The 17,272-nt window shown below is 66.3% G+C and carries 17 protein-coding genes and 1 other RNA gene; 11 read left to right on the plus strand and 7 right to left on the minus strand.

The features are described from left to right. Positions 1–226 precede the first annotated feature (226 nt). Positions 227–619, minus strand: a transfer-messenger RNA (tmRNA) gene (gene ssrA / locus ACZK13_RS08205). Between the two features lie 509 nt (positions 620–1,128). Here ssrA and ACZK13_RS08210 point away from each other — a divergent pair. After that, positions 1,129–1,560 (plus strand): GNAT family N-acetyltransferase, encoded by a 432-nt coding sequence (locus ACZK13_RS08210; protein WP_346485746.1) that lies wholly within the window; start codon positions 1,129–1,131, stop codon positions 1,558–1,560. A gap of 141 nt (positions 1,561–1,701) precedes the next feature. Next, a complete protein-coding gene (locus tag ACZK13_RS08215; protein ID WP_032128284.1) occupies positions 1,702–2,274 on the plus strand; it encodes a hypothetical protein in 573 nt (190 codons plus the stop codon). A gap of 36 nt (positions 2,275–2,310) precedes the next feature. Here ACZK13_RS08215 and ACZK13_RS08220 read toward each other — a convergent pair whose 3' ends face one another. Continuing rightward, positions 2,311–3,273, minus strand: a complete 963-nt coding sequence (locus ACZK13_RS08220) for an IS110 family transposase (RefSeq protein ID WP_478451066.1) — start codon at positions 3,271–3,273, stop codon at positions 2,311–2,313. Between the two features lie 329 nt (positions 3,274–3,602). Further along, positions 3,603–4,106 (minus strand): SsrA-binding protein SmpB, encoded by a 504-nt coding sequence (smpB, locus tag ACZK13_RS08225; protein WP_010484447.1) that lies wholly within the window; start codon positions 4,104–4,106, stop codon positions 3,603–3,605. A gap of 57 nt (positions 4,107–4,163) precedes the next feature. Between smpB and ACZK13_RS08230 the strand changes: the two genes are divergently transcribed. Further along, positions 4,164–4,589 (plus strand): type II toxin-antitoxin system RatA family toxin, encoded by a 426-nt coding sequence (locus ACZK13_RS08230; protein ID WP_010484449.1) that lies wholly within the window; start codon positions 4,164–4,166, stop codon positions 4,587–4,589. A 3-nt stretch (positions 4,590–4,592) separates the two neighbouring features. Next, the gene (locus tag ACZK13_RS08235) at positions 4,593–4,850 is read left to right on the plus strand and encodes an RnfH family protein (protein ID WP_032128285.1); all 258 of its coding nucleotides are present in this window, start codon (positions 4,593–4,595) and stop codon (positions 4,848–4,850) included. Between the two features lie 36 nt (positions 4,851–4,886). On the opposite strand, the gene ACZK13_RS08240 is transcribed toward ACZK13_RS08235, so the two are convergent. Beyond that, positions 4,887–5,279 (minus strand): outer membrane protein assembly factor BamE, encoded by a 393-nt coding sequence (locus ACZK13_RS08240; RefSeq protein WP_010484453.1) that lies wholly within the window; start codon positions 5,277–5,279, stop codon positions 4,887–4,889. A gap of 103 nt (positions 5,280–5,382) precedes the next feature. On the opposite strand from ACZK13_RS08240, the gene fur reads away from it, so the two are divergent. Next, entirely contained in the window at positions 5,383–5,790 is a 408-nt protein-coding gene (gene fur, locus ACZK13_RS08245) for a ferric iron uptake transcriptional regulator (protein ID WP_005409235.1), read from the plus strand. A gap of 58 nt (positions 5,791–5,848) precedes the next feature. On the opposite strand, the gene ACZK13_RS08250 is transcribed toward fur, so the two are convergent. Continuing rightward, positions 5,849–7,093 (minus strand): SGNH/GDSL hydrolase family protein, encoded by a 1,245-nt coding sequence (locus ACZK13_RS08250; RefSeq protein ID WP_478482415.1) that lies wholly within the window; start codon positions 7,091–7,093, stop codon positions 5,849–5,851. A 97-nt stretch (positions 7,094–7,190) separates the two neighbouring features. Here ACZK13_RS08250 and ACZK13_RS08255 point away from each other — a divergent pair, with 97 nt between their 5' ends. Continuing rightward, entirely contained in the window at positions 7,191–8,108 is a 918-nt protein-coding gene (locus ACZK13_RS08255; RefSeq protein WP_049400304.1) for a LysR family transcriptional regulator, read from the plus strand. A 121-nt stretch (positions 8,109–8,229) separates the two neighbouring features. Here ACZK13_RS08255 and recN read toward each other — a convergent pair whose 3' ends face one another. Further along, entirely contained in the window at positions 8,230–9,891 is a 1,662-nt protein-coding gene (gene recN, locus ACZK13_RS08260) for a DNA repair protein RecN (RefSeq protein ID WP_032128288.1), read from the minus strand. 115 nt (positions 9,892–10,006) lie between these two features. Between recN and hrcA the strand changes: the two genes are divergently transcribed. The 4 genes from hrcA to dnaJ all read left to right on the plus strand — a co-directional run bounded on the left by hrcA (position 10,007) and on the right by dnaJ (position 15,032). After that, positions 10,007–11,071 carry a heat-inducible transcriptional repressor HrcA gene (hrcA, locus tag ACZK13_RS08265; RefSeq protein WP_107432375.1) on the plus strand — a complete coding sequence of 355 codons (1,065 nt, stop codon included), beginning with the start codon at positions 10,007–10,009 and terminating at the stop codon, positions 11,069–11,071. A gap of 63 nt (positions 11,072–11,134) precedes the next feature. Next, complete coding sequence (gene grpE / locus ACZK13_RS08270) at positions 11,135–11,650, plus strand: nucleotide exchange factor GrpE (RefSeq protein WP_032128290.1); 516 nt, start codon at positions 11,135–11,137, stop codon at positions 11,648–11,650. Positions 11,651–11,827: 177 nt separating this feature from the next. Beyond that, positions 11,828–13,753 carry a molecular chaperone DnaK gene (dnaK, locus tag ACZK13_RS08275; RefSeq protein ID WP_032128291.1) on the plus strand — a complete coding sequence of 642 codons (1,926 nt, stop codon included), beginning with the start codon at positions 11,828–11,830 and terminating at the stop codon, positions 13,751–13,753. Positions 13,754–13,907: 154 nt separating this feature from the next. Then, positions 13,908–15,032 (plus strand): molecular chaperone DnaJ, encoded by a 1,125-nt coding sequence (gene dnaJ, locus ACZK13_RS08280; protein WP_032128292.1) that lies wholly within the window; start codon positions 13,908–13,910, stop codon positions 15,030–15,032. 92 nt (positions 15,033–15,124) lie between these two features. On the opposite strand, the gene ACZK13_RS08285 is transcribed toward dnaJ, so the two are convergent. Then, the gene (locus tag ACZK13_RS08285) at positions 15,125–15,922 is read right to left on the minus strand and encodes an AraC family transcriptional regulator (RefSeq protein ID WP_049463047.1); all 798 of its coding nucleotides are present in this window, start codon (positions 15,920–15,922) and stop codon (positions 15,125–15,127) included. 72 nt (positions 15,923–15,994) lie between these two features. On the opposite strand from ACZK13_RS08285, the gene ACZK13_RS08290 reads away from it, so the two are divergent. Continuing rightward, on the plus strand, positions 15,995–17,194 hold the full coding sequence (locus tag ACZK13_RS08290) for an MFS transporter (RefSeq protein ID WP_164162773.1): 1,200 nt from the start codon (positions 15,995–15,997) through the stop codon (positions 17,192–17,194). The last annotated feature ends 78 nt before the right edge of the window (positions 17,195–17,272 follow it).

Consider the following 17,272-nt stretch of genomic DNA (forward strand, 5'->3'; position numbering starts at 1 on the left):
CTTCGCGGACACATCCCCCCCAAGGAGAGGGTGGGAAATTTCTGAAGTGGTTTAGTGATGTCGAAAGCGAGAGAAGATGGCGGTTGCCGACATTGCTTGACGGCATCGGACCGCGATTGCGCCGGGGCGTCGAACTTCGCAGCGGCGTAGAGCAGCCAATAAAAAAGCCCGGAAACCCACGCTGGTGGAATTTCCGGGCTTCTCCGGTCCTTGACGAACCGTTCGTTGGTGGAGGTGGGCGGAATTGAACCGCCGTCCGAAGGCACTCCATCCCCAGCACTACATGCTTAGCTCACCGTTGAATCTCATCCCCGAGCAGCACGGTGTGCAAAGCGCACCCGGGAACCAGCCTGTTGTGTTCTAGTGCCGGACTGACAGGCAGCCGCCCAGCGCGATTCCATGATAATGACTCTACGCTGCGAGCATGGACACAAGCAGTTTCGAGGCTCCGCCTAAGTCGGCAGAAGGTCACGCACCGCAGTTTTTAGGCTGCGAGAGCGACCGGAGCGTAGTTGTCGTCGTTGGCAACTAGAGTTTTGCAGCTGGATTTACGAGGAAAGCTACCCCCTCGGCATGCGCCAGGCGACTTCACAACCCCCGTCGAAACCAATGCACCCCCGGTTTCTTCAAGCATTGCAAGGCTTTGGGGCCAATGCCGTCATAAAAGCTGACACTGACCCTGCCCAACGAGACGGATCTTACGGCAATCTTCCTGAACAGTCACGCGGGTGAGCGTCCGTCTCCCAGCTGATTGGCACGTTGCGATCCCTTGGGACGCCGTGCTCGAATTTGCGGACATCACTCCACGGGGGCTCATGGCCATTTCCGTCAGCCCCGGCAACTGGGGACAGTATCGGATCGGGCAAGAGGTGCGCGCTGGCATGCTGTCGGCTGAATCGTCCTGGTGCATCCAGCCACACGCAGATCGTGCGGCGAAGGCCCTCGCGGCAGCGTTTCCGGCAACGGGTCCTGCACCAGGGCTGCAGGCCGATCCGTTGTTGAAGGCAGTGGCATCGGTCTGTGCTCAAGACGGGCCGCAATAGCGCCAAACGCTGAAGCGGGCCGGCGTAGGTGCGATCAGGCTTGATAGCATCCAGATTCCTGAAGTTGAGCCAGTGGAAGGACGCCATGACGCTAGACGTTGCAGTAACAGATGAACCCAGCGACGAAGCGCTGGAGGTGATTGGCACTGGCTTGGACCAGTTCAATCTGGAGGCTGCAGGGTGTGCCGATCGACGCGCGCTGGCGGTACTGGTTACCGATCCGGCCAGCGGCAAGGTAGTAGGGGGCCTTACCGGGCGAACCTCACTGGGCCTGTGGTTCGTGGATCTGTTCCATCTGCCAGCGGCCCATCGCGGCAACGGGCTGGGGTCGCGTGTGCTGAAGGCCGCAGAGGATGAAGCGCGGCGTCGCGGTTGCCGTTCCGGCGTGCTGTACACCCTCAGCTTCCAGGCGCCCGACTTCTATGTGAAGCATGGATGGGTCGTGTTCGGCCGGGTGCCATGCGATCCGGTCGGCACATGCAGGGTGTTCCTCAGCAAGGATCTGTCGGCGGGGTGAGCGCTGCGGGCGAGCCGCGCGTCCTGTCAATCCGCAACTTGTTGTAGAGCGTCTGTCATAGCGGATTGCTAACTTCGTGGGCACGAATTTGCGACACACTGGCGATGACCATCCGAGCCAGGACAGACACGGAGACCACGGGTGACCGATGCAAGCCAACAACGCAGCCTGCGGCAGCTGATCGGGCCGGTCGGTGCCGACTACCAGCGGCGTGCGTTGCCGCCGGGCTGGGTCTGGGCGGTGCTGGCGGTGCTGCTGGCGGCCACCTGGGTGACGGAGTTGCCGGCCACGGCAGCTGCGGCACTGGTCGCCAGCGCGGTGGTGGTGCACTGGTCGCAGCGCGGCCGCATCCATTGGCTGGGGTGGCGCCTGCCGGGCCTGGCAGTGCTGGCCGCCCTGCTGTGGGGGCCGGAAGTGCTGTCGCAGTGGTTCGAGCACGGGCTGGCTGTGGTGCTGATGTCGCTGGCCAGTCTCAGCATCGGCGTGCATGTGTGGCAGTCGCGACAGATGGCGCGCCAGCTGCAGGGCGCGGCCGATGCACTGGACGACGCCCAGTTGCTGGCGTTGCTGCCGGCTGATGCCGCGAACCTGGCCCAACAGTGGCGCTTGGGCGATGACCGTTACGCACCGGAGCTGGCGGTAGTGATGCACCTGGCGGTGATGCACGCGGCGCTGTCGCCGCGGATGCGCAGGCAGGGCATGCTGGCGGGGTGACCTGCCTTTTGTAGAGTCGAGATCCTATGTTCGTGGTCAAGCCTGCTGGAAGCAGGCTTGACCCACCTTCAGCATGGCCGGATCGAAGTCCCGGCCGCTTTTGAAGACACCCCAGGCGATCCTGGCCAGCTTTCTGGCCAGGATGTTGAAGACGGCGGTGCTGGGGTGACCGCGTTTTGACAGCTCGTCGTAGAGCGGTTGCCCCCGGCGACACCGCTTGAGCCCCATTGCGGCCATGTAGAGCATCTGGCGCAGCACTGGCGCGCCCTGTTTGGACAGCCGACGCCGTCCCGTTCTGCCGCCAGACTCGTTGGGCCGGGGATCCAGGCCCGTGCAGGCGATCCACGCGTTGGCGTTGGCCAACGGCCAGCGCGTCATGTAGTAAATCAGGTGAGCGGCGACGGCGGGGCCGATACCAGGGATGGTCAACAGGCGCTTGTAGAGCGTGCCATGCTCTCCATCGCGACCCAAGCGCTGCAGTTCGCTTTCCAGCTCGGACAGCGTCCCAGCCAGAGCGCAGAACAGATCTGACAGCTCCCCGGGGGCACTTTTGCTTACCCCGAAGGATTGCTCCAGGCGCGCGCGTGTCTTTACCAGCGTCTGCCGCTTGCGCAGCAAATCGTGCATCTGCTGCTGCTCGTCGGTACGCGGTACGTATTCACGCAGGCGATCGCTCTCCTTCTTCACGTACCGGGCGATCGCTTCGGCGTCCATGGCGTCCGTCTTGCCACGCGAGCCCGTCGCCCGGCCGTAGTGCTTGATCAGACGTGGATTGATCACATAGACAACGTGGCCTGCCTGGCCAGCCATCCGAGCCAACAACTCGTAGTACCGCCCCGTCGCCTCCATGCCAATCCGGCATCGCTGGGGCAAGGTGTTGAGCCACTGGGCTATGCCGGCCCGGGTGTTGGCGATCCTGTCGCCGGCCTTGCGGTCGGCCACTGCCGGTACGAACTCCTTGGAGTCCACGTCCACGCCAATATCGAGAGAATCAGACATTTGTACGGCTCCCAGCTATCTTTAAGGGGCTGGGGTGGTACCGCACCGACGTTAGCTTGCCTACATCGACGATCCCCTTTGGGGGCCGTACGATCCTTTATCGACGTTCGTGTGCGGGATGGGGATCGCTCGACTCGTCTGTCGGCTAGTATCCGCAGATGCATGCTTGACGGTCCCTCCACCCTGGCTCCTACATACCGCGTAGGAGCCGGGAGGAACATACAAGCCATGCTCGACTGCTTTTCTTACCGAAGCCGAGCATGGCTCGGCTCTACAGAAGCCAAGGCAGTCGAGCATGGCTCGACTCTACAGGGTGATGCGCAGACGCCTTACGCGTCGCGGTTGCCGCGACGCATCACGCGCTGCTTCTCGATCGCCCAGTCGCGGTCCTTGGCGGCATCGCGCTTGTCGTGGGTCTGCTTGCCCTTGGCCAGCGCGACTTCGAGCTTGATCTTGTTCTTGCTCCAGTACATCGCGGTGGGCACGATCGTGTAGCCATCGCGCTCGACCTTGCCGACCAGCTTGTCGATCTCGCTCCGGTGCAGCAGCAGCTTGCGATCGCGCCGGTCGTTGGCCACGACATGGGTCGAGGCCTGGATCAACGGAGTGATCTGCGCGCCGATCAGGAAGATCTCACCATCCTTCACGTAGGCGTAGGCGTCGACGATGTTGCCGCGGCCAGCACGGATCGATTTCACCTCCCAGCCCTGCAGGGCCAGGCCGGCTTCGAAGCGGTCTTCGATGTGGTACTCGTGGCGGGCACGCTTGTTCAACGCGATGGTTTTGTTGGCCGTCGCGCTCTTTGCTTTATCCTTGCCGCTGTTCTTGCTCATTTCCGTATTGTCTCCGATTCGGGCCCGCCCGGTCGATTGCCGAAACGTCCTGTATTCATGCCTACTATCCGCCGCAGCGCCCTGGTCGAACATTCGGCCGCGCGCATGTTCGACCTGGTCAATGATGTCCAGGCCTATCCGCGCCGTTTCCGCTGGTGTTCGGCTGCCCAGATCCTGGAGCAGGGCGAGGACCGGCTGGTAGCGCGCCTGGACCTGGGCCTGGGCTCGTTCAGCACCTGGTTCCAGACTGAAAACACACTGCAGCGCCCGCACAGCATCGATATGCAGCTGCGCGATGGCCCGTTCAAGCAGCTGCACGGCCGCTGGGAGTTCCATGCGCTGGCCGAAGATGCCTGCAAGGTCACCCTGACCCTGGACTTCGAGCCCAGTTCGCGCCTGCTCGGTCCGGCGCTGGCATTGGGCTTCCAGAGCCTGGCCGACCGCATGGTCAACGACTTCATCCGCGTTGCCGACGAGGCCTGAGCGATGATCGAGGTCGAGGTGGTGCTGGCCTGGCCGCAGCGGGTGCTTTCGCGCCGGTTGCAGCTGGACGAGGGCGCGACCGTGGCCGAGGCCATTGCCGCTGCTGCGCTGGAAGGCAGTGCCGACTGCCCGGCGGCGGCCGTGCATGGGCTGCTGGCGCGCCCGCAGCAGGTGCTGCTGGATGGCGACCGCATCGAGCTGCTACGCCCGTTGCAGGCCGACCCCAAGGACAACCGCCGGCGTCGCGCGCTCGGCGGTTGATTCCTGTCGCCCGTCCGCGAGGACGGGCAGGGGGCGTCAGCGACCCTTCTTCTTCTTGTCCTTCGGCAGATTGCGGCCGAACTGGCGCACGGTCTGCTGGGCCAGGGCCTTGTCGTTACCCGGGAAGTAATCGCCTTCCCAGCGGGTCACGTTGTCATTGTCGAAGAACACGGTGAAGTTCTTCACCTCGGTACGGCCCAGGCGGTTCACGCGCTGGCTGGAGGTGTAGTCCCAGCGCTGGGCGTGGAACGGGTCCGGAATGGACGGGGTGCCCAGCAGCGCAGTGACCTGCTGCTTGCTCTGCCCGACCTGCAGCTTGGCCACGGCATCTTCCCGGATCAGGTTGCCCTGATAGATGGGTTGCTTGTAGATGATGCCGCACCCGGTGGTGGACAGGGCGACGGCGGCGACCAACAGGAGATTGCGCATCGGGACTGGCGGTTGGGGAAATCAAACCGATGATACACTCCCGGCGTGCCACCGCGACCCAATCCGAGGCAGCTGGCGCTAAATCGCCAATGAACGGAGACCTATGGAAACCCACGACCTGCGAAAAGTCGGCCTGAAGGTGACCCATCCACGGATGCGGATCCTGGCGCTGCTTGAACAGCGCAATGCCCAGCACCACATGACCGCCGAAGACATCTACCGCCAGCTGCTCGAGCATGGCGACGAGATCGGCCTGGCGACGGTCTACCGGGTGCTGACCCAGTTCGAGGCCGCCGGCCTCGTGCTCAAGCACAATTTCGAAGGCGGCCAGGCCGTCTACGAGCTGGACCGTGGCGGCCACCACGACCATATGGTCGACGTGGACAGCGGCAAGATCATCGAGTTCGAAAGCCACGAGATCGAGGAGCTGCAGCGCAAGATCGCCGCAGACCACGGCTATGAGCTGGAAGAGCACTCGCTGGTGCTGTACGTGCGCAAGAAGCGCAAGTAAGCCGTTCGGGCCAGCTGTATGCGACGAAACCCCGGGCCTTCCCGGGGTTTTTCGTTGCTTACGGCAGATCCGCGCCATGTGTGAGGGGCCCCATCAACACCTCCAGATCCACCGCCTCGGCCATGGCCCGGTTACCCGCATCGCCCGGATGCAGGTGGTCGCCGGAGTCGTAGGCGGCGGCCATCCGTGACGGATCGGCCGGGTCGCGCAGCGCCGGATCCAGGTCGATCACTGCATCGAACGGGCTGTCGCTGCGCAGCCAGGCATTGAGCTGCTGGCGCAGGGCCTCCTTGTCCGGCTGGTAGTAGTCGTCCAGCGGCGTGCCGGGCAGGGCGCCGGCGAACGGCGTCAGGGTGGCGCCGAGGATGCGTAGACCCCGCCGATGGGCCTGCTCGGCCAGGGTGCGATACCCCGCCTGCAGTTCGGCCAGCGTGGGCCGGGCCTGGTTCCGGGCGAAGGCGGTGCCGGGCCAGCTGATGTCATTGATGCCGATCAGCACGACTACGCTGACCACGCCTGGTTGATCCAGCACGTCACGCCGGAAGCGGGCCAGGGCGGATTCGCCCATGCCATCGCGCAGCAGCCGCCCCCCGGAAATACCGGCGTTGACCACGGCAACGCCCCGCGGTGCCAGACGCGCCGCCAGATGGTCGGTCCAGCGCTGGTCCTGATCGAGGCTGGCGGTGGCGCCATCGGTAATCGAGTCGCCGATCACCACCACGCTGCGTGCGCTGGCAGCGGCCTCGACCTCGATGCCGGCCAGGAACAGGCGGGCAGTGGTGCTGCTGGCCCCGCTCAGAGCTTGGGTCAGGCTCTGGTCGCCGGGCGCAATCCAACTGGTCTGCCTGCCCTCCCAATGGAACGTCTGTACCGGCATCGGTTCCGGCACAAAGACACTGATCTGCAACGCCTGGCGATCATCCGTGGCCAGTGGCAGCGGATCGCTCAGCCGTTCCTGACCGGGCTCGATCGATACGCCGGGCTGGCCGTCGAAACTGAGCGGCTGCGGGGTGACACCGGCGTGTGCGGCCACGCTGGCCGCCCCGATCCGCAGCGGCTGGGTGCCGTAGGCATTGCTCAGCCGCACCCGCAGCCGGGGCCCGCCCAGGCTGATGCGCGCGGTCTGGCGGAAGGTCTGGTCCTGCAGCGTGGCCGGGACCAGGGTCGGGAACAGGAAATCGGCGCCCCAGACCGGTTGCGGACTGGCCTGCCAGCTGGCGACCCAGTGCGGGGCCGGGGCGGCACTGGCTGCGCTGGAGAGGGCGATCAAGGCGGTCGCGGTGAGCTGGCTGAGGCGGTTCATCGGGCAATCCCGGGAGGAGGGAGGGCCATGGTGATTCTCCGTCGATCTGTGAACTAGACTGCGCATGGATAATCATCTGTGAACTGGATTCATCGCCATGGCGCGACCCGACATCAACCGATCCGGCGAACTGGAAGTGTTCGTGCGGGTGATCGAGACCGGTGGCTTCTCCGCCGCGGCCCGTACCCTGGACATGACGCCGTCGGCAGTCAGCAAGCTGGTAGCCCGGCTGGAGCAACGGCTGGGTACGCGCCTGCTGCAGCGCTCCACCCGCCAGCTGCAGCTGACCCCGGAAGGCTGCGCGTTCTACGAGCGCGGCCTGCGCGTGCTGGCCGACCTGGAGGAGGCCGAGCGCTGCGCCAGCGCCCATGCCGAGCCGCGCGGACGCCTGCGGGTCAATTCCAACGTGCCGTTCGGCCAGCATTTCCTGTTGCCGCTGCTGCCGGCGTTCCTCGAACGCAACCCGCAGGTGGGGGTGGATCTGACCCTCAACGACGAGGTGATCGACCTGCTTGAGCAGCGCACCGACGTGGCGGTGCGGGCCGGCCCGCTGAAGAGCTCCAGTCTGGTGGCGCGACGGCTGGGCGCGACGCGGATGATGATCGTGGCCGCGCCGGCCTATGCGCAGCGGCACGGCCTGCCGCGCAACGCTGAGGAGCTGCAGTCGCACAACCGTCTGGACATCGGCCATGCGCGTGCGATGCAGGGCTGGCCGCTGCTGCAGGACGGACGCGAGCGGATGGTGCTGCCCAGTGGCAATGCCCGCGCCAGCAATGGCAACGCTCTGCGGCAGCTGGTGCTGGGCGGGTTGGGCATGGCGCGGCTGGCGACCTACCAGGTGCAGGAGGACATCGCCGCCGGACGCCTGCTGCCGGTGCTGGAAGAGGCCAACCCCGGTGACCTGGAAGAGGTGCACGCGGTGTTCCTGGGGCAGGGCGGCTACCTGCCGCTGCGGGTGCGCGCCTTCCTCGATTTCCTGGTGGAAACGGTGGATCTGGCGCGGCCACGGGGGTAGTGCCGGCCGCTGGCCGGCAACCTCATGATCTTCGTTCACCTGTGTTGGGTTGCCGGCCAGCGGCCGGCACTACCTCGCGCGTTGTAGATCCACGCCATGCGTGGATAACCGCGAACAGGCCTCAGACCTGCAGCAGCTTGCGTGCGGCGGCACGCGCTTCCTTGCTCACTTCCACGCCGCCGAGCATGCGCGCCAGTTCTTCCTCGCGCGCCTTGCTGTCCAGCTTTTCCACTGCGCTCTGGGTCATGCCTTCCACCGGGGCCTTGCTGACCCGGTAGTGGGCATGGCCCTTGGAGGCGACCTGCGGCAGGTGGGTCACGCACAGCACCTGGCGCTTCTCGCCAAGGGCGCGCAGCTTCTGGCCGACGATGTCCGCCACCGCGCCGCCGATGCCGGAGTCGACCTCGTCGAACACCATGGTCGGTACCGCATCCAGGTCCAGCGCGGCCACTTCGATGGCCAGCGAGATGCGCGACAGTTCACCGCCGGAGGCCACCTTGCGCAGGGCGCGCGGTGGCTGGCCGGCGTTGGCCGCCACCAGGAATTCCACGCGCTCGGCACCCTGCGGGTCGGGCTTGCCGGCGTCCTGCGGCTCCAGTTCGATCAGGAACTGGCCACCGCCCATGCCCAGCTCGGCGATGATGCCGGTGGTGGTGGCCGACAGTTCGGCAGCGGCGCTGCGACGGCTGGCGGTCAGCACCTCGGCCTGTACGCGCCAGGCCGCAGCGGCCTTGTCGATTTCGCCGGCCAGGCGCTGCAGGCGTTCGTCGGCGCCGCGCAGCTGTTCGACTTCGGCATGCATGCGCTCGCGCTGCGCGCCCAGCTCGTCCATCGGCACGCGGTGCTTGCGGGCCAGGTCGTGCAGGCGGCCGAGACGACGCTCGTTCTCCTCGAACTGCTCCGGGTCGGCGTCGAGGTCGTCATGCACGCGGTCCAGCAGCGACAGGGCTTCGTGCAGCTGGATCGAGGCGTTCTCGATCAGGCCGTCCACCTCGCCCAGGCGCGGGTCGTGTTCGATCAGGCGCGACAGCTCGTGGCGCACCTGCTGCAGCAGGTCCAGCGCGGAACTGCCGTCGTCGCCATTGAGCTGGTTGCTGGCCGCCTGGCAGGCGCTCAGCAGGGCGCTGGCGTGGGCCTGGCGGCGGTGGCTGGCACCGAGTGCGACGATCGACTCCGGTTCCAGATCTTCGCGGTCCAGTTCGCGCAGCTGGTGCTCCAGGAAGCCGATCCGGTCACTGACGTCGCCCTGTTGCGACAGCGCCAGCGATTCATCGACCAGAGCCTGCCAGGCCGCGGCGGCGCGGCGCACCTGGCGGCGCTCGTTCTCGTTGCCGGCATAAGCGTCCAGCAGGGCCAGCTGCGACGGGCGCGTCAGCAGGGCCTGCTGTTCGTGCTGGCCATGGATCTCCACCAGCAACGAGGCCAGGTCGCCCAGCTGGGCCAGGGTCACCGGGCGGCCATTGATCCACGCCCGCGAACCGCCATCGGCGCGGATCACGCGGCGCAGCTGGCACTGTTCCTCGTCGTCCAGCTCGTTGTCGGCCAGCCACTGGCGCGCGGCCTGCAGCTGGTCCAGCGCGAATTCGGCGGAAAGTTCGGCGCGCGCAGCGCCGTGGCGGACCACGCCACTGTCGGCGCGCAGGCCGGACAGGAAGCCCAGCGCGTCGACCATCAGCGACTTGCCGGCGCCGGTCTCGCCTGAAACCACGGTCATGCCTGGCCCGAACTCCAGTTCGGTGGCGCGGACGACGGCAAAATCCTTGATCGAAAGATGTCTGAGCATGGGTAAGGGGGTATCAGCAGCCGCGCAACGCTAGCACGCGGGCGAGGGAGGTCCAATGACTTGCCAAGGTGATGCGCCGCCATTATCTAGTGTCCGTGTCTCACAGGTTGATTCCATGCACGGTTCTCCCGACCAGCTTGCCCCGCGTGCGCGCCATCTGCTGCGCACGCTGATCGCGCGTTACATCCAGGACGGTGAGCCGGTCGGCTCGCAGACGCTGGCGCGCGTGGCCGGCCTGGAGGTCAGCCCGGCCACCATCCGCAACATCCTCGGCGACCTGGAAGACCTGGGGCTGCTGGCCTCGCCGCACACCTCGGCCGGGCGCATCCCGACCGCGCATGGCTACCGGGTGTTCGTCGACAGCCTGCTGCAGATGCAGCCGCCGGGCGAGGGCGAGCTGGCCCGTCTGCGTCAGGAGCTGGCCAGCGGCGGCAGCACCCAGGCCCTGCTCGGCAGCGCCTCGGAGCTGCTGTCGGCGATGAGTCACTTCGTCGGCGTGGTCAGCGCGCCACGGCGCGAGCAGTTCGCCTTCCGCCAGATCGATTTCGTGGCGCTGGACGGGCGCCGGGTGCTGGCGATCCTGGTGTTTGCCGACAACGAGGTGCAGAACCGCGTCATCGAGACCCGGCAGGAGTTCGCGCCGGGCCAGCTGGAGCAGGTGGCCAACTACCTCAATGCGCATTTCGCCGGCCTGCCGATGGCCGAGATCCGCACCCGCCTGCTGCTGGAGCTGCGCGATGCCCGTTCCGAGCTGGAGCAGCTGCTGGCGCACAGCATCGAACTGGCCGAGCAGGCCCTGCAGCCGGCCGCCGACGACATGCTGGTGGCCGGCCAGACCCGCCTGATGGGGGTGCAGGACCTGTCGGACCTGGAGCGCCTCCGCGAACTGTTCGAGCTGTTCTCCAGCAAGCGCGAGATCCTGCAGCTGCTGGAGCGGACCATCCAGGCCCCAGGCGTGCGCATCTTCATCGGCGAAGAGACCGGGATGATGCCGCTGCAGGGGGTCTCGCTGGTCACCGCCCCGTACACCGCCAATGGCCAGGTACTGGGCGTGCTGGGCGTGATCGGCCCCAAGCGGATGGCCTACGACCGCATGATTCCGCTGGTCCAGGCCACTGCCGATGTGCTCGGCGCGGCCTTTTCACCGGCCGGGCGCACTCCCGGAACATCCGACGCTTGAAACGCAGCATCCCGCCCACACTAGGGTGGGTGGAGGCGGAGATTGACCGCCAGGGACCCAGACATGAACCACGAACATCCAGATATCGAATCCCAGCAGACTGCCGCCGATGCGGCCGCCGCCGCCGGCGTCAACGACGAAGTGGAGCGCCTGCGCGCCGAAGTCGAGCAGATCAAGGCCGATGCGCTGCGTGAGCGCGCCGACCTCGAGAACCAGCGCAAGCGTGTTGCCCGTGACATTGAGCAGGCCCGCAAGTTCGCCAACGAGAAGCTGCTTGGCGAGCTGCTGCCGGTATTCGACAGCCTGGATGCCGGCCTGAAGGCCGCCGGCGACGACCCGCATCCGCTGCGCGAAGGCCTGGAGCTGACCTACAAGCAGCTGCTGAAGGTCGCTGCCGACAACGGCCTGGTCCTGCTGGACCCGATCGGCCAGCCGTTCAACCCGGAACACCACCAGGCGATCAGCCAGGTGCCGACCCCGGGCGCCGCCCCGGGCAGCGTGGTGACCGTGTTCCAGAAGGGCTACCTGCTCAACGAGCGCCTGCTGCGGCCGGCGCTGGTGGTGGTGGCCGCCGATTGATCGGCCGGGCCATGCCCGGTCCCGGTCGTGCCAGGCCATGCCTGGCAAGGTTTTCCAGGCGCTGAACACAGCGTTCGGGAGGTGGCTTGAATGTTCCACGAGCCTCCCCCACATCGTATTCATCCACCGGCCGAGCGGCCGGACTGACCCCAACAAGCATCCTCAGGAGTCTCCCCCATGGGCAAGATCATTGGTATCGACCTCGGCACCACCAACTCGTGCGTGGCGATCATGGACGGCGGCAAGGCCCGCGTCATCGAGAATTCGGAAGGCGATCGCACCACCCCGTCGATCGTCGCCTACACCAAGGACGGCGAAGTCCTGGTCGGCGCCTCGGCCAAGCGCCAGGCCGTGACCAACCCGAAGAACACCTTCTATGCGGTGAAGCGCCTGATCGGCCGCAAGTTCACCGACGCCGAAGTGCAGAAGGACATCGCGCACGTCCCGTACGGCATCCTGGCCCATGACAATGGCGACGCCTGGGTGTCGACCAGCGACGGCAAGAAGATGGCCCCGCAGGAAATCTCGGCCAAGGTGCTGGAAAAGATGAAGAAGACCGCCGAGGACTTCCTCGGTGAGAAGGTCACCGAAGCGGTCATCACCGTGCCGGCCTACTTCAACGACAGCCAGCGCCAGGCGACCAAGGACGCCGGCCGCATTGCGGGCCTGGACGTCAAGCGCATCATCAACGAGCCGACTGCGGCTGCGCTGGCCTATGGCCTGGACAAGGGTGACAACAAGGATCGCAAGATCGTGGTGTACGACCTGGGCGGCGGCACCTTCGACGTCTCGGTGATCGAGATCGCCAACGTCGACGGCGAGAAGCAGTTCGAAGTGCTGGCCACCAACGGCGACACCTTCCTGGGCGGCGAAGACTTCGACAACCGCGTCATCGAGTACCTGGTTGAAGAGTTCAACAAGGACCAGGGCATCGACCTGCGCAAGGATCCGCTGGCCCTGCAGCGCCTGAAGGACGCCGCCGAGCGCGCCAAGATCGAGCTGTCCAGCGCCCAGCAGACCGAAGTGAACCTGCCGTACGTCACCGCTGACGCCTCGGGTCCGAAGCACCTGAACATCAAGCTGACCCGCGCCAAGCTGGAAGCGCTGGTGGAAGACCTGATCAAGAAGTCGATCGAGCCGTGCCGCGTTGCCCTGAACGATGCCGGCCTGCGTTCGAGCGACATCAGCGAAGTGATCCTGGTCGGTGGCCAGACCCGCATGCCGAAGGTGCAGCAGGCGGTGACCGAGTTCTTCGGCAAGGAACCGCGCAAGGACGTCAACCCGGACGAAGCCGTGGCACTGGGTGCTGCGATCCAGGGCGGCGTGCTGGGCGGCGACGTCAAGGATGTGCTGCTGCTGGACGTGACCCCGCTGTCGCTGGGCATCGAGACCATGGGCGGCGTGTTCACCAAGATCATCGAGAAGAACACCACCATCCCGACCAAGGCCTCGCAGGTGTTCTCCACCGCCGAGGACAACCAGTCGGCCGTGACCGTGCACGTGCTGCAGGGTGAGCGCGAACAGGCCCGCTTCAACAAGTCGCTGGCCAAGTTCGACCTGTCCGGCATCGAGCCGGCCCCGCGCGGCCTGCCGCAGGTGGAAGTGTCCTTCGACATCGACGCCAACGGCATCCTGCACGTGTCGGCCAAGGACAAGAAGACCAACAAGGAACAGAAGGTCGAGATCAAGGCCGGTTCGGGCCTGTCCGAGGAAGAGATCGCACGCATGGTCGCCGACGCGGAAGCCAACCGCGAAGAAGACAAGAAGTTCCAGGAGCTGGTGCAGGCCCGCAACCAGGCCGACGCCCTGATCCACGGCACCCGCAGCGCCATCACCGAGCACGGCAGCAAGGTCGGCGGCGATGTCATCGGCAAGGTCGAGGCGGCGCTGGCCGACCTGGAAACCGCGATGAAGGGTGACGACAAGGCACAGATCGAAGCCAAGTCGAAGGCACTGGAAGAAGCCGGCCAGTCGCTGTTCGCCGCCGCTTCGGCCGACCAGGGCGGTGCCGCCCCGGGTGCCGACGCTGGCAATGCGGGCAAGCCGCAGGATGACGTGGTGGACGCCGAGTTCACCGAAGTCAAGGACGACAAGAAGTCCTGATCCGGACCGACACGGGACGCTGGCCATCAGCGTCCCGTTGTCGCATCAGGGTCCTGACCGCCCACCGGTGTGTCGGGGCGCCCGACGCAAGAGCGGACCTGGTTCCGCTCTTCCGCTTTGACGAATCCCGACTTTCCGGAACCCGATTCACGATATGAGCAAGCGCGATTACTACGAAGTGCTGGGCGTTGCCCGCACCGCCAACGACGAAGAGCTGAAGAAGGCCTACCGTCGCTGCGCGATGAAGTTCCACCCGGACCGCAACCCGGGTGATGCGGCGGCCGAAGCCTCCTTCAAGGAGTGCAAGGAAGCCTACGAAGTGCTGTCCGACGGCAACAAGCGCCGCATGTACGACAGCCATGGCCACGCCGCGTTCGAGCACGGCATGGGCGGAGGCGGTCCGGGCGGCCCGGACATGAACGATATCTTCGGCGATATCTTCGGCAACATCTTTGGCGGTGGCGGCGGTGGTCCGCGCCAGGCCCGTCGTGGCGCCGACATCGGCTACGTGATGGAACTGGACCTGGAAGAGGCCGTGCGCGGCGTCGAGCGCCGCATCGAGATCCCGACCCTGGCCGAGTGCGGCGACTGCGATGGCAGTGGCTCCGAAGACGGCAAGGTCGAGACCTGCAACGTGTGCCATGGCCGCGGCCAGGTGCGCATCCAACGCGGCATCTTCGCCATGCAGCAGGCCTGCCACAACTGCGGCGGCCGCGGCCAGATCATTGCCAAGCCCTGCAAGACCTGCCACGGCAATGGCCGTGTCGAGGAAGACAAGGTGCTGTCGGTGAAGGTGCCGGCGGGCGTCGATACCGGCGACCGCATCCGCCTGCAGGGCGAAGGCGAGGCCGGTCCGGCCGGTACGCCGCCGGGCGACCTGTACGTGGAAGTGCGCGTGCGCGAGCATGCGATCTTCCAGCGCGATGGCGACGATCTGCACTGCGAAGTGCCGATCCGCATCTCGCAGGCGGCACTGGGTGACACCGTGCGCGTGGCCACCCTGGGCGGCGAAGCGGAGATCCGCATCCCGGCCGAGACCCAGACCGGCAAGCTGTTCCGCCTGCGTGGCAAGGGCGTGCGTTCGGTGCGCAGCCGCAGCGAAGGCGACCTGTACTGCCGTGTGGTGGTGGAGACCCCGGTCAACCTCACCAACGAACAGCGCAAGCTGCTGGAGCAGTTCGAAGCCACCTTCGTCGGTGAGGAAGCGCGCAAGCATTCGCCGAAGTCGGCCACCTTCATGGATGGTGTGAAGGGCTTCTGGGACCGGATGACGTCCTGATCCATCGACGCATGTGTTGAACGACAGCGCCGGGCAATGCCCGGCGTTTTCGTTTGTGGTGCCGCACTGCCGCCGCCGGGCATGGCCCGGCGCTACCGGAAAAACGCCGCCGGCGTCTGCCCGAGCTGGCGCTTGAACATGCTGGTGAATGCACTCGGGCTGTCGTAGCCCATCGCCAGCGCGACATCGATGACCTTGTCGCCGACCGCCAGTCGCTCCAGGGCGGCCAACAGCCGCGCCTGCTGCCGCCACTGCCCGAAGGTCATGCCCAGTTCACTGGCGAAATGACGCTGGATGGTTTTCACGTCCACCTGCAGCGCCTGCGCCCAGTCCTGCAGGGTGGCGTCGTCGCCGGGATGTTTCTGGATGTGCTGGCAGATCCGCTGCAGGCGCGGGTCGGAGGGCGAGGGCAGGTGTAGCGGCAGCACGTCCATGCGGTGCAGCTCGTCCAGCAGCAGGCGCACCACGCGGCCGTCGCGGCTGTCATCCACATGCGCGGTCTCGATCAGGCTGGCGGCGAGCAGCAGCTCGCGCAGCAACGGCGCTACCTGTACCGCGAACGCCTCGTCCGGCAGCTGCGGCGCGAAGTCCGGTTCCACATACAGGCTGCGCATATGCACCTCAGCGATGCAGTCCACCGCATGGGCCATGCCGGCCGGCACCCAGATCGCGCGGGTCGAGGGCACCACCCAGCGGCCGCCGTCCGCACGCACCACCATCAGTCCGGACATGGCGAACACCAGCTGGTGACGGCGATGCCGGTGGGGCGCGATGTGGGTGCCGGGTTTGTAGTGGCGGGCGCGGCAGGTCACCGGGCGGTGCACCGGAACCTCGTTCCACGGCGCAGTCTCGCGGACCGGGCAGGGAGTGTCCTTTTTGCGATATGCCATGACCCGAACGCGGCAGAAGGGAGGGGGAGGCCACCGTAGCATGCGTGGCTCGCCCCCAACCTGACTGTGTCCATGTCGACCCTGGCTTCTCCCGCAACGACCTCACGCCCGGTGGCCCCCGGCGTGCTGGCCGCCATCTCCACCTCGCATGTCGTCAACGACATGATGCAGTCGCTGATCCTGGCCATCTATCCGGTGATCAAGGGCGGCTTCAATCTCAGCTTCACCCAGATCGGTCTGATCACGCTGACCTACCAGCTTACCGCCTCGATCTTCCAGCCGTTGATCGGCATGGCCACCGACCGTCGCCCAGCCCCGTACTCGCTGCCGATCGGCATGGCCTCGACCCTGTGCGGCATGCTGCTGCTCGGCTTCGCACCGAACTACGCGGTGGTGCTGATGGCGGCGGCGATGGTCGGTATTGGCTCGGCCATCTTCCATCCGGAAGCCTCGCGCATCGCGCGACTGGCCTCGGGCGGCCGTCACGGCTTCGCGCAGTCGGTGTTCCAGGTGGGTGGCAATTTCGGAACAGCGCTGGGCCCGTTGATCGCTGCCGCAGTGATCGTGCCGTATGGCCAGCACGCCGCATCGTGGTTTGCCGGCGCCGCTCTGATCGGCATCGCTCTGCTGACCTATGTCGGCCGCTGGTACGCGTTGCATCTGGGCACGCCACGACCGGTCAGCACGGCTGCGATGGCGCCGCGGCATCCGCCGCGCACCGTGGCCAAGGTACTGGCGATCCTGCTGGTGCTGATCTTCAGCAAGTACTTCTACATGGCCAGCATCGGCAGCTACTTCACCTTCTACCTGATCCACCACTTCGGCATTCCGGTGGCGCAGGCCCAGCTGCATCTGTTCGCGTTCCTGGTGGCGTCCGCCGCCGGCGGCTTCCTTGGTGGCCCGCTGGGTGACCGCATCGGCCGCAAGCCGATCATCTGGACCTCGATCCTGGGCGTGGCGCCGTTCGCGCTGATGCTGCCGCATGCCGATCTGCTGTGGACGACCGTGCTGGCGGTGCTGATCGGCTTCGTGCTGTCGTCGGCGTTCTCGGCGATCGTGGTGTACGCGCAGGAGATGATGCCGCACCGCATCGGCATGGTGTCCGGCCTGTTCTTCGGCTTCGCCTTCGGCATGGGTGGGCTTGGGGCGGCTGTGCTGGGCCTGCTGGCGGACAAGACCAGCATCGAGTACGTCTACCAGTTGACCGCGTTCCTGCCGCTGCTGGGCATCGTGGCGGCGTGGCTGCCACCGTCGCGGCCTGCTGCTCACTGAGGGGGTGGGGTTTGCAGGGCTTGCAGCCCTGCACCTGCAGAGGCAACGTCAACGTCAAAAGCCTGCATTCCGCGGGTT

It is taken from the genome of Stenotrophomonas sp. 99219_Sma, from assembly GCF_056480785.1.

What these genes read in the sequence shown, in the direction of transcription:
- ACZK13_RS08220 (WP_478451066.1), bottom strand. Translation starts at nt 3,273, where the DNA reads ATGTCTGATTCTCTCGATATTGGCGTGGACGTGGACTCCAAGGAGTTC.
- smpB (WP_010484447.1), bottom strand. Translation starts at nt 4,106, where the DNA reads ATGAGCAAGAACAGCGGCAAGGATAAAGCAAAGAGCGCGACGGCCAAC.
- ACZK13_RS08290 (WP_164162773.1), top strand. Translation starts at nt 15,995, where the DNA reads ATGTCGACCCTGGCTTCTCCCGCAACGACCTCACGCCCGGTGGCCCCC.
- ACZK13_RS08230 (WP_010484449.1), top strand. Translation starts at nt 4,164, where the DNA reads ATGCCTACTATCCGCCGCAGCGCCCTGGTCGAACATTCGGCCGCGCGC.
- dnaJ (WP_032128292.1), top strand. Translation starts at nt 13,908, where the DNA reads ATGAGCAAGCGCGATTACTACGAAGTGCTGGGCGTTGCCCGCACCGCC.
- ACZK13_RS08285 (WP_049463047.1), bottom strand. Translation starts at nt 15,922, where the DNA reads ATGGCATATCGCAAAAAGGACACTCCCTGCCCGGTCCGCGAGACTGCG.
- hrcA (WP_107432375.1), top strand. Translation starts at nt 10,007, where the DNA reads ATGCACGGTTCTCCCGACCAGCTTGCCCCGCGTGCGCGCCATCTGCTG.
- recN (WP_032128288.1), bottom strand. Translation starts at nt 9,891, where the DNA reads ATGCTCAGACATCTTTCGATCAAGGATTTTGCCGTCGTCCGCGCCACC.
- grpE (WP_032128290.1), top strand. Translation starts at nt 11,135, where the DNA reads ATGAACCACGAACATCCAGATATCGAATCCCAGCAGACTGCCGCCGAT.
- ACZK13_RS08240 (WP_010484453.1), bottom strand. Translation starts at nt 5,279, where the DNA reads ATGCGCAATCTCCTGTTGGTCGCCGCCGTCGCCCTGTCCACCACCGGG.
- ACZK13_RS08235 (WP_032128285.1), top strand. Translation starts at nt 4,593, where the DNA reads ATGATCGAGGTCGAGGTGGTGCTGGCCTGGCCGCAGCGGGTGCTTTCG.
- ACZK13_RS08250 (WP_478482415.1), bottom strand. Translation starts at nt 7,093, where the DNA reads ATGAACCGCCTCAGCCAGCTCACCGCGACCGCCTTGATCGCCCTCTCC.
- fur (WP_005409235.1), top strand. Translation starts at nt 5,383, where the DNA reads ATGGAAACCCACGACCTGCGAAAAGTCGGCCTGAAGGTGACCCATCCA.
- ACZK13_RS08210 (WP_346485746.1), top strand. Translation starts at nt 1,129, where the DNA reads ATGACGCTAGACGTTGCAGTAACAGATGAACCCAGCGACGAAGCGCTG.
- dnaK (WP_032128291.1), top strand. Translation starts at nt 11,828, where the DNA reads ATGGGCAAGATCATTGGTATCGACCTCGGCACCACCAACTCGTGCGTG.
- ACZK13_RS08255 (WP_049400304.1), top strand. Translation starts at nt 7,191, where the DNA reads ATGGCGCGACCCGACATCAACCGATCCGGCGAACTGGAAGTGTTCGTG.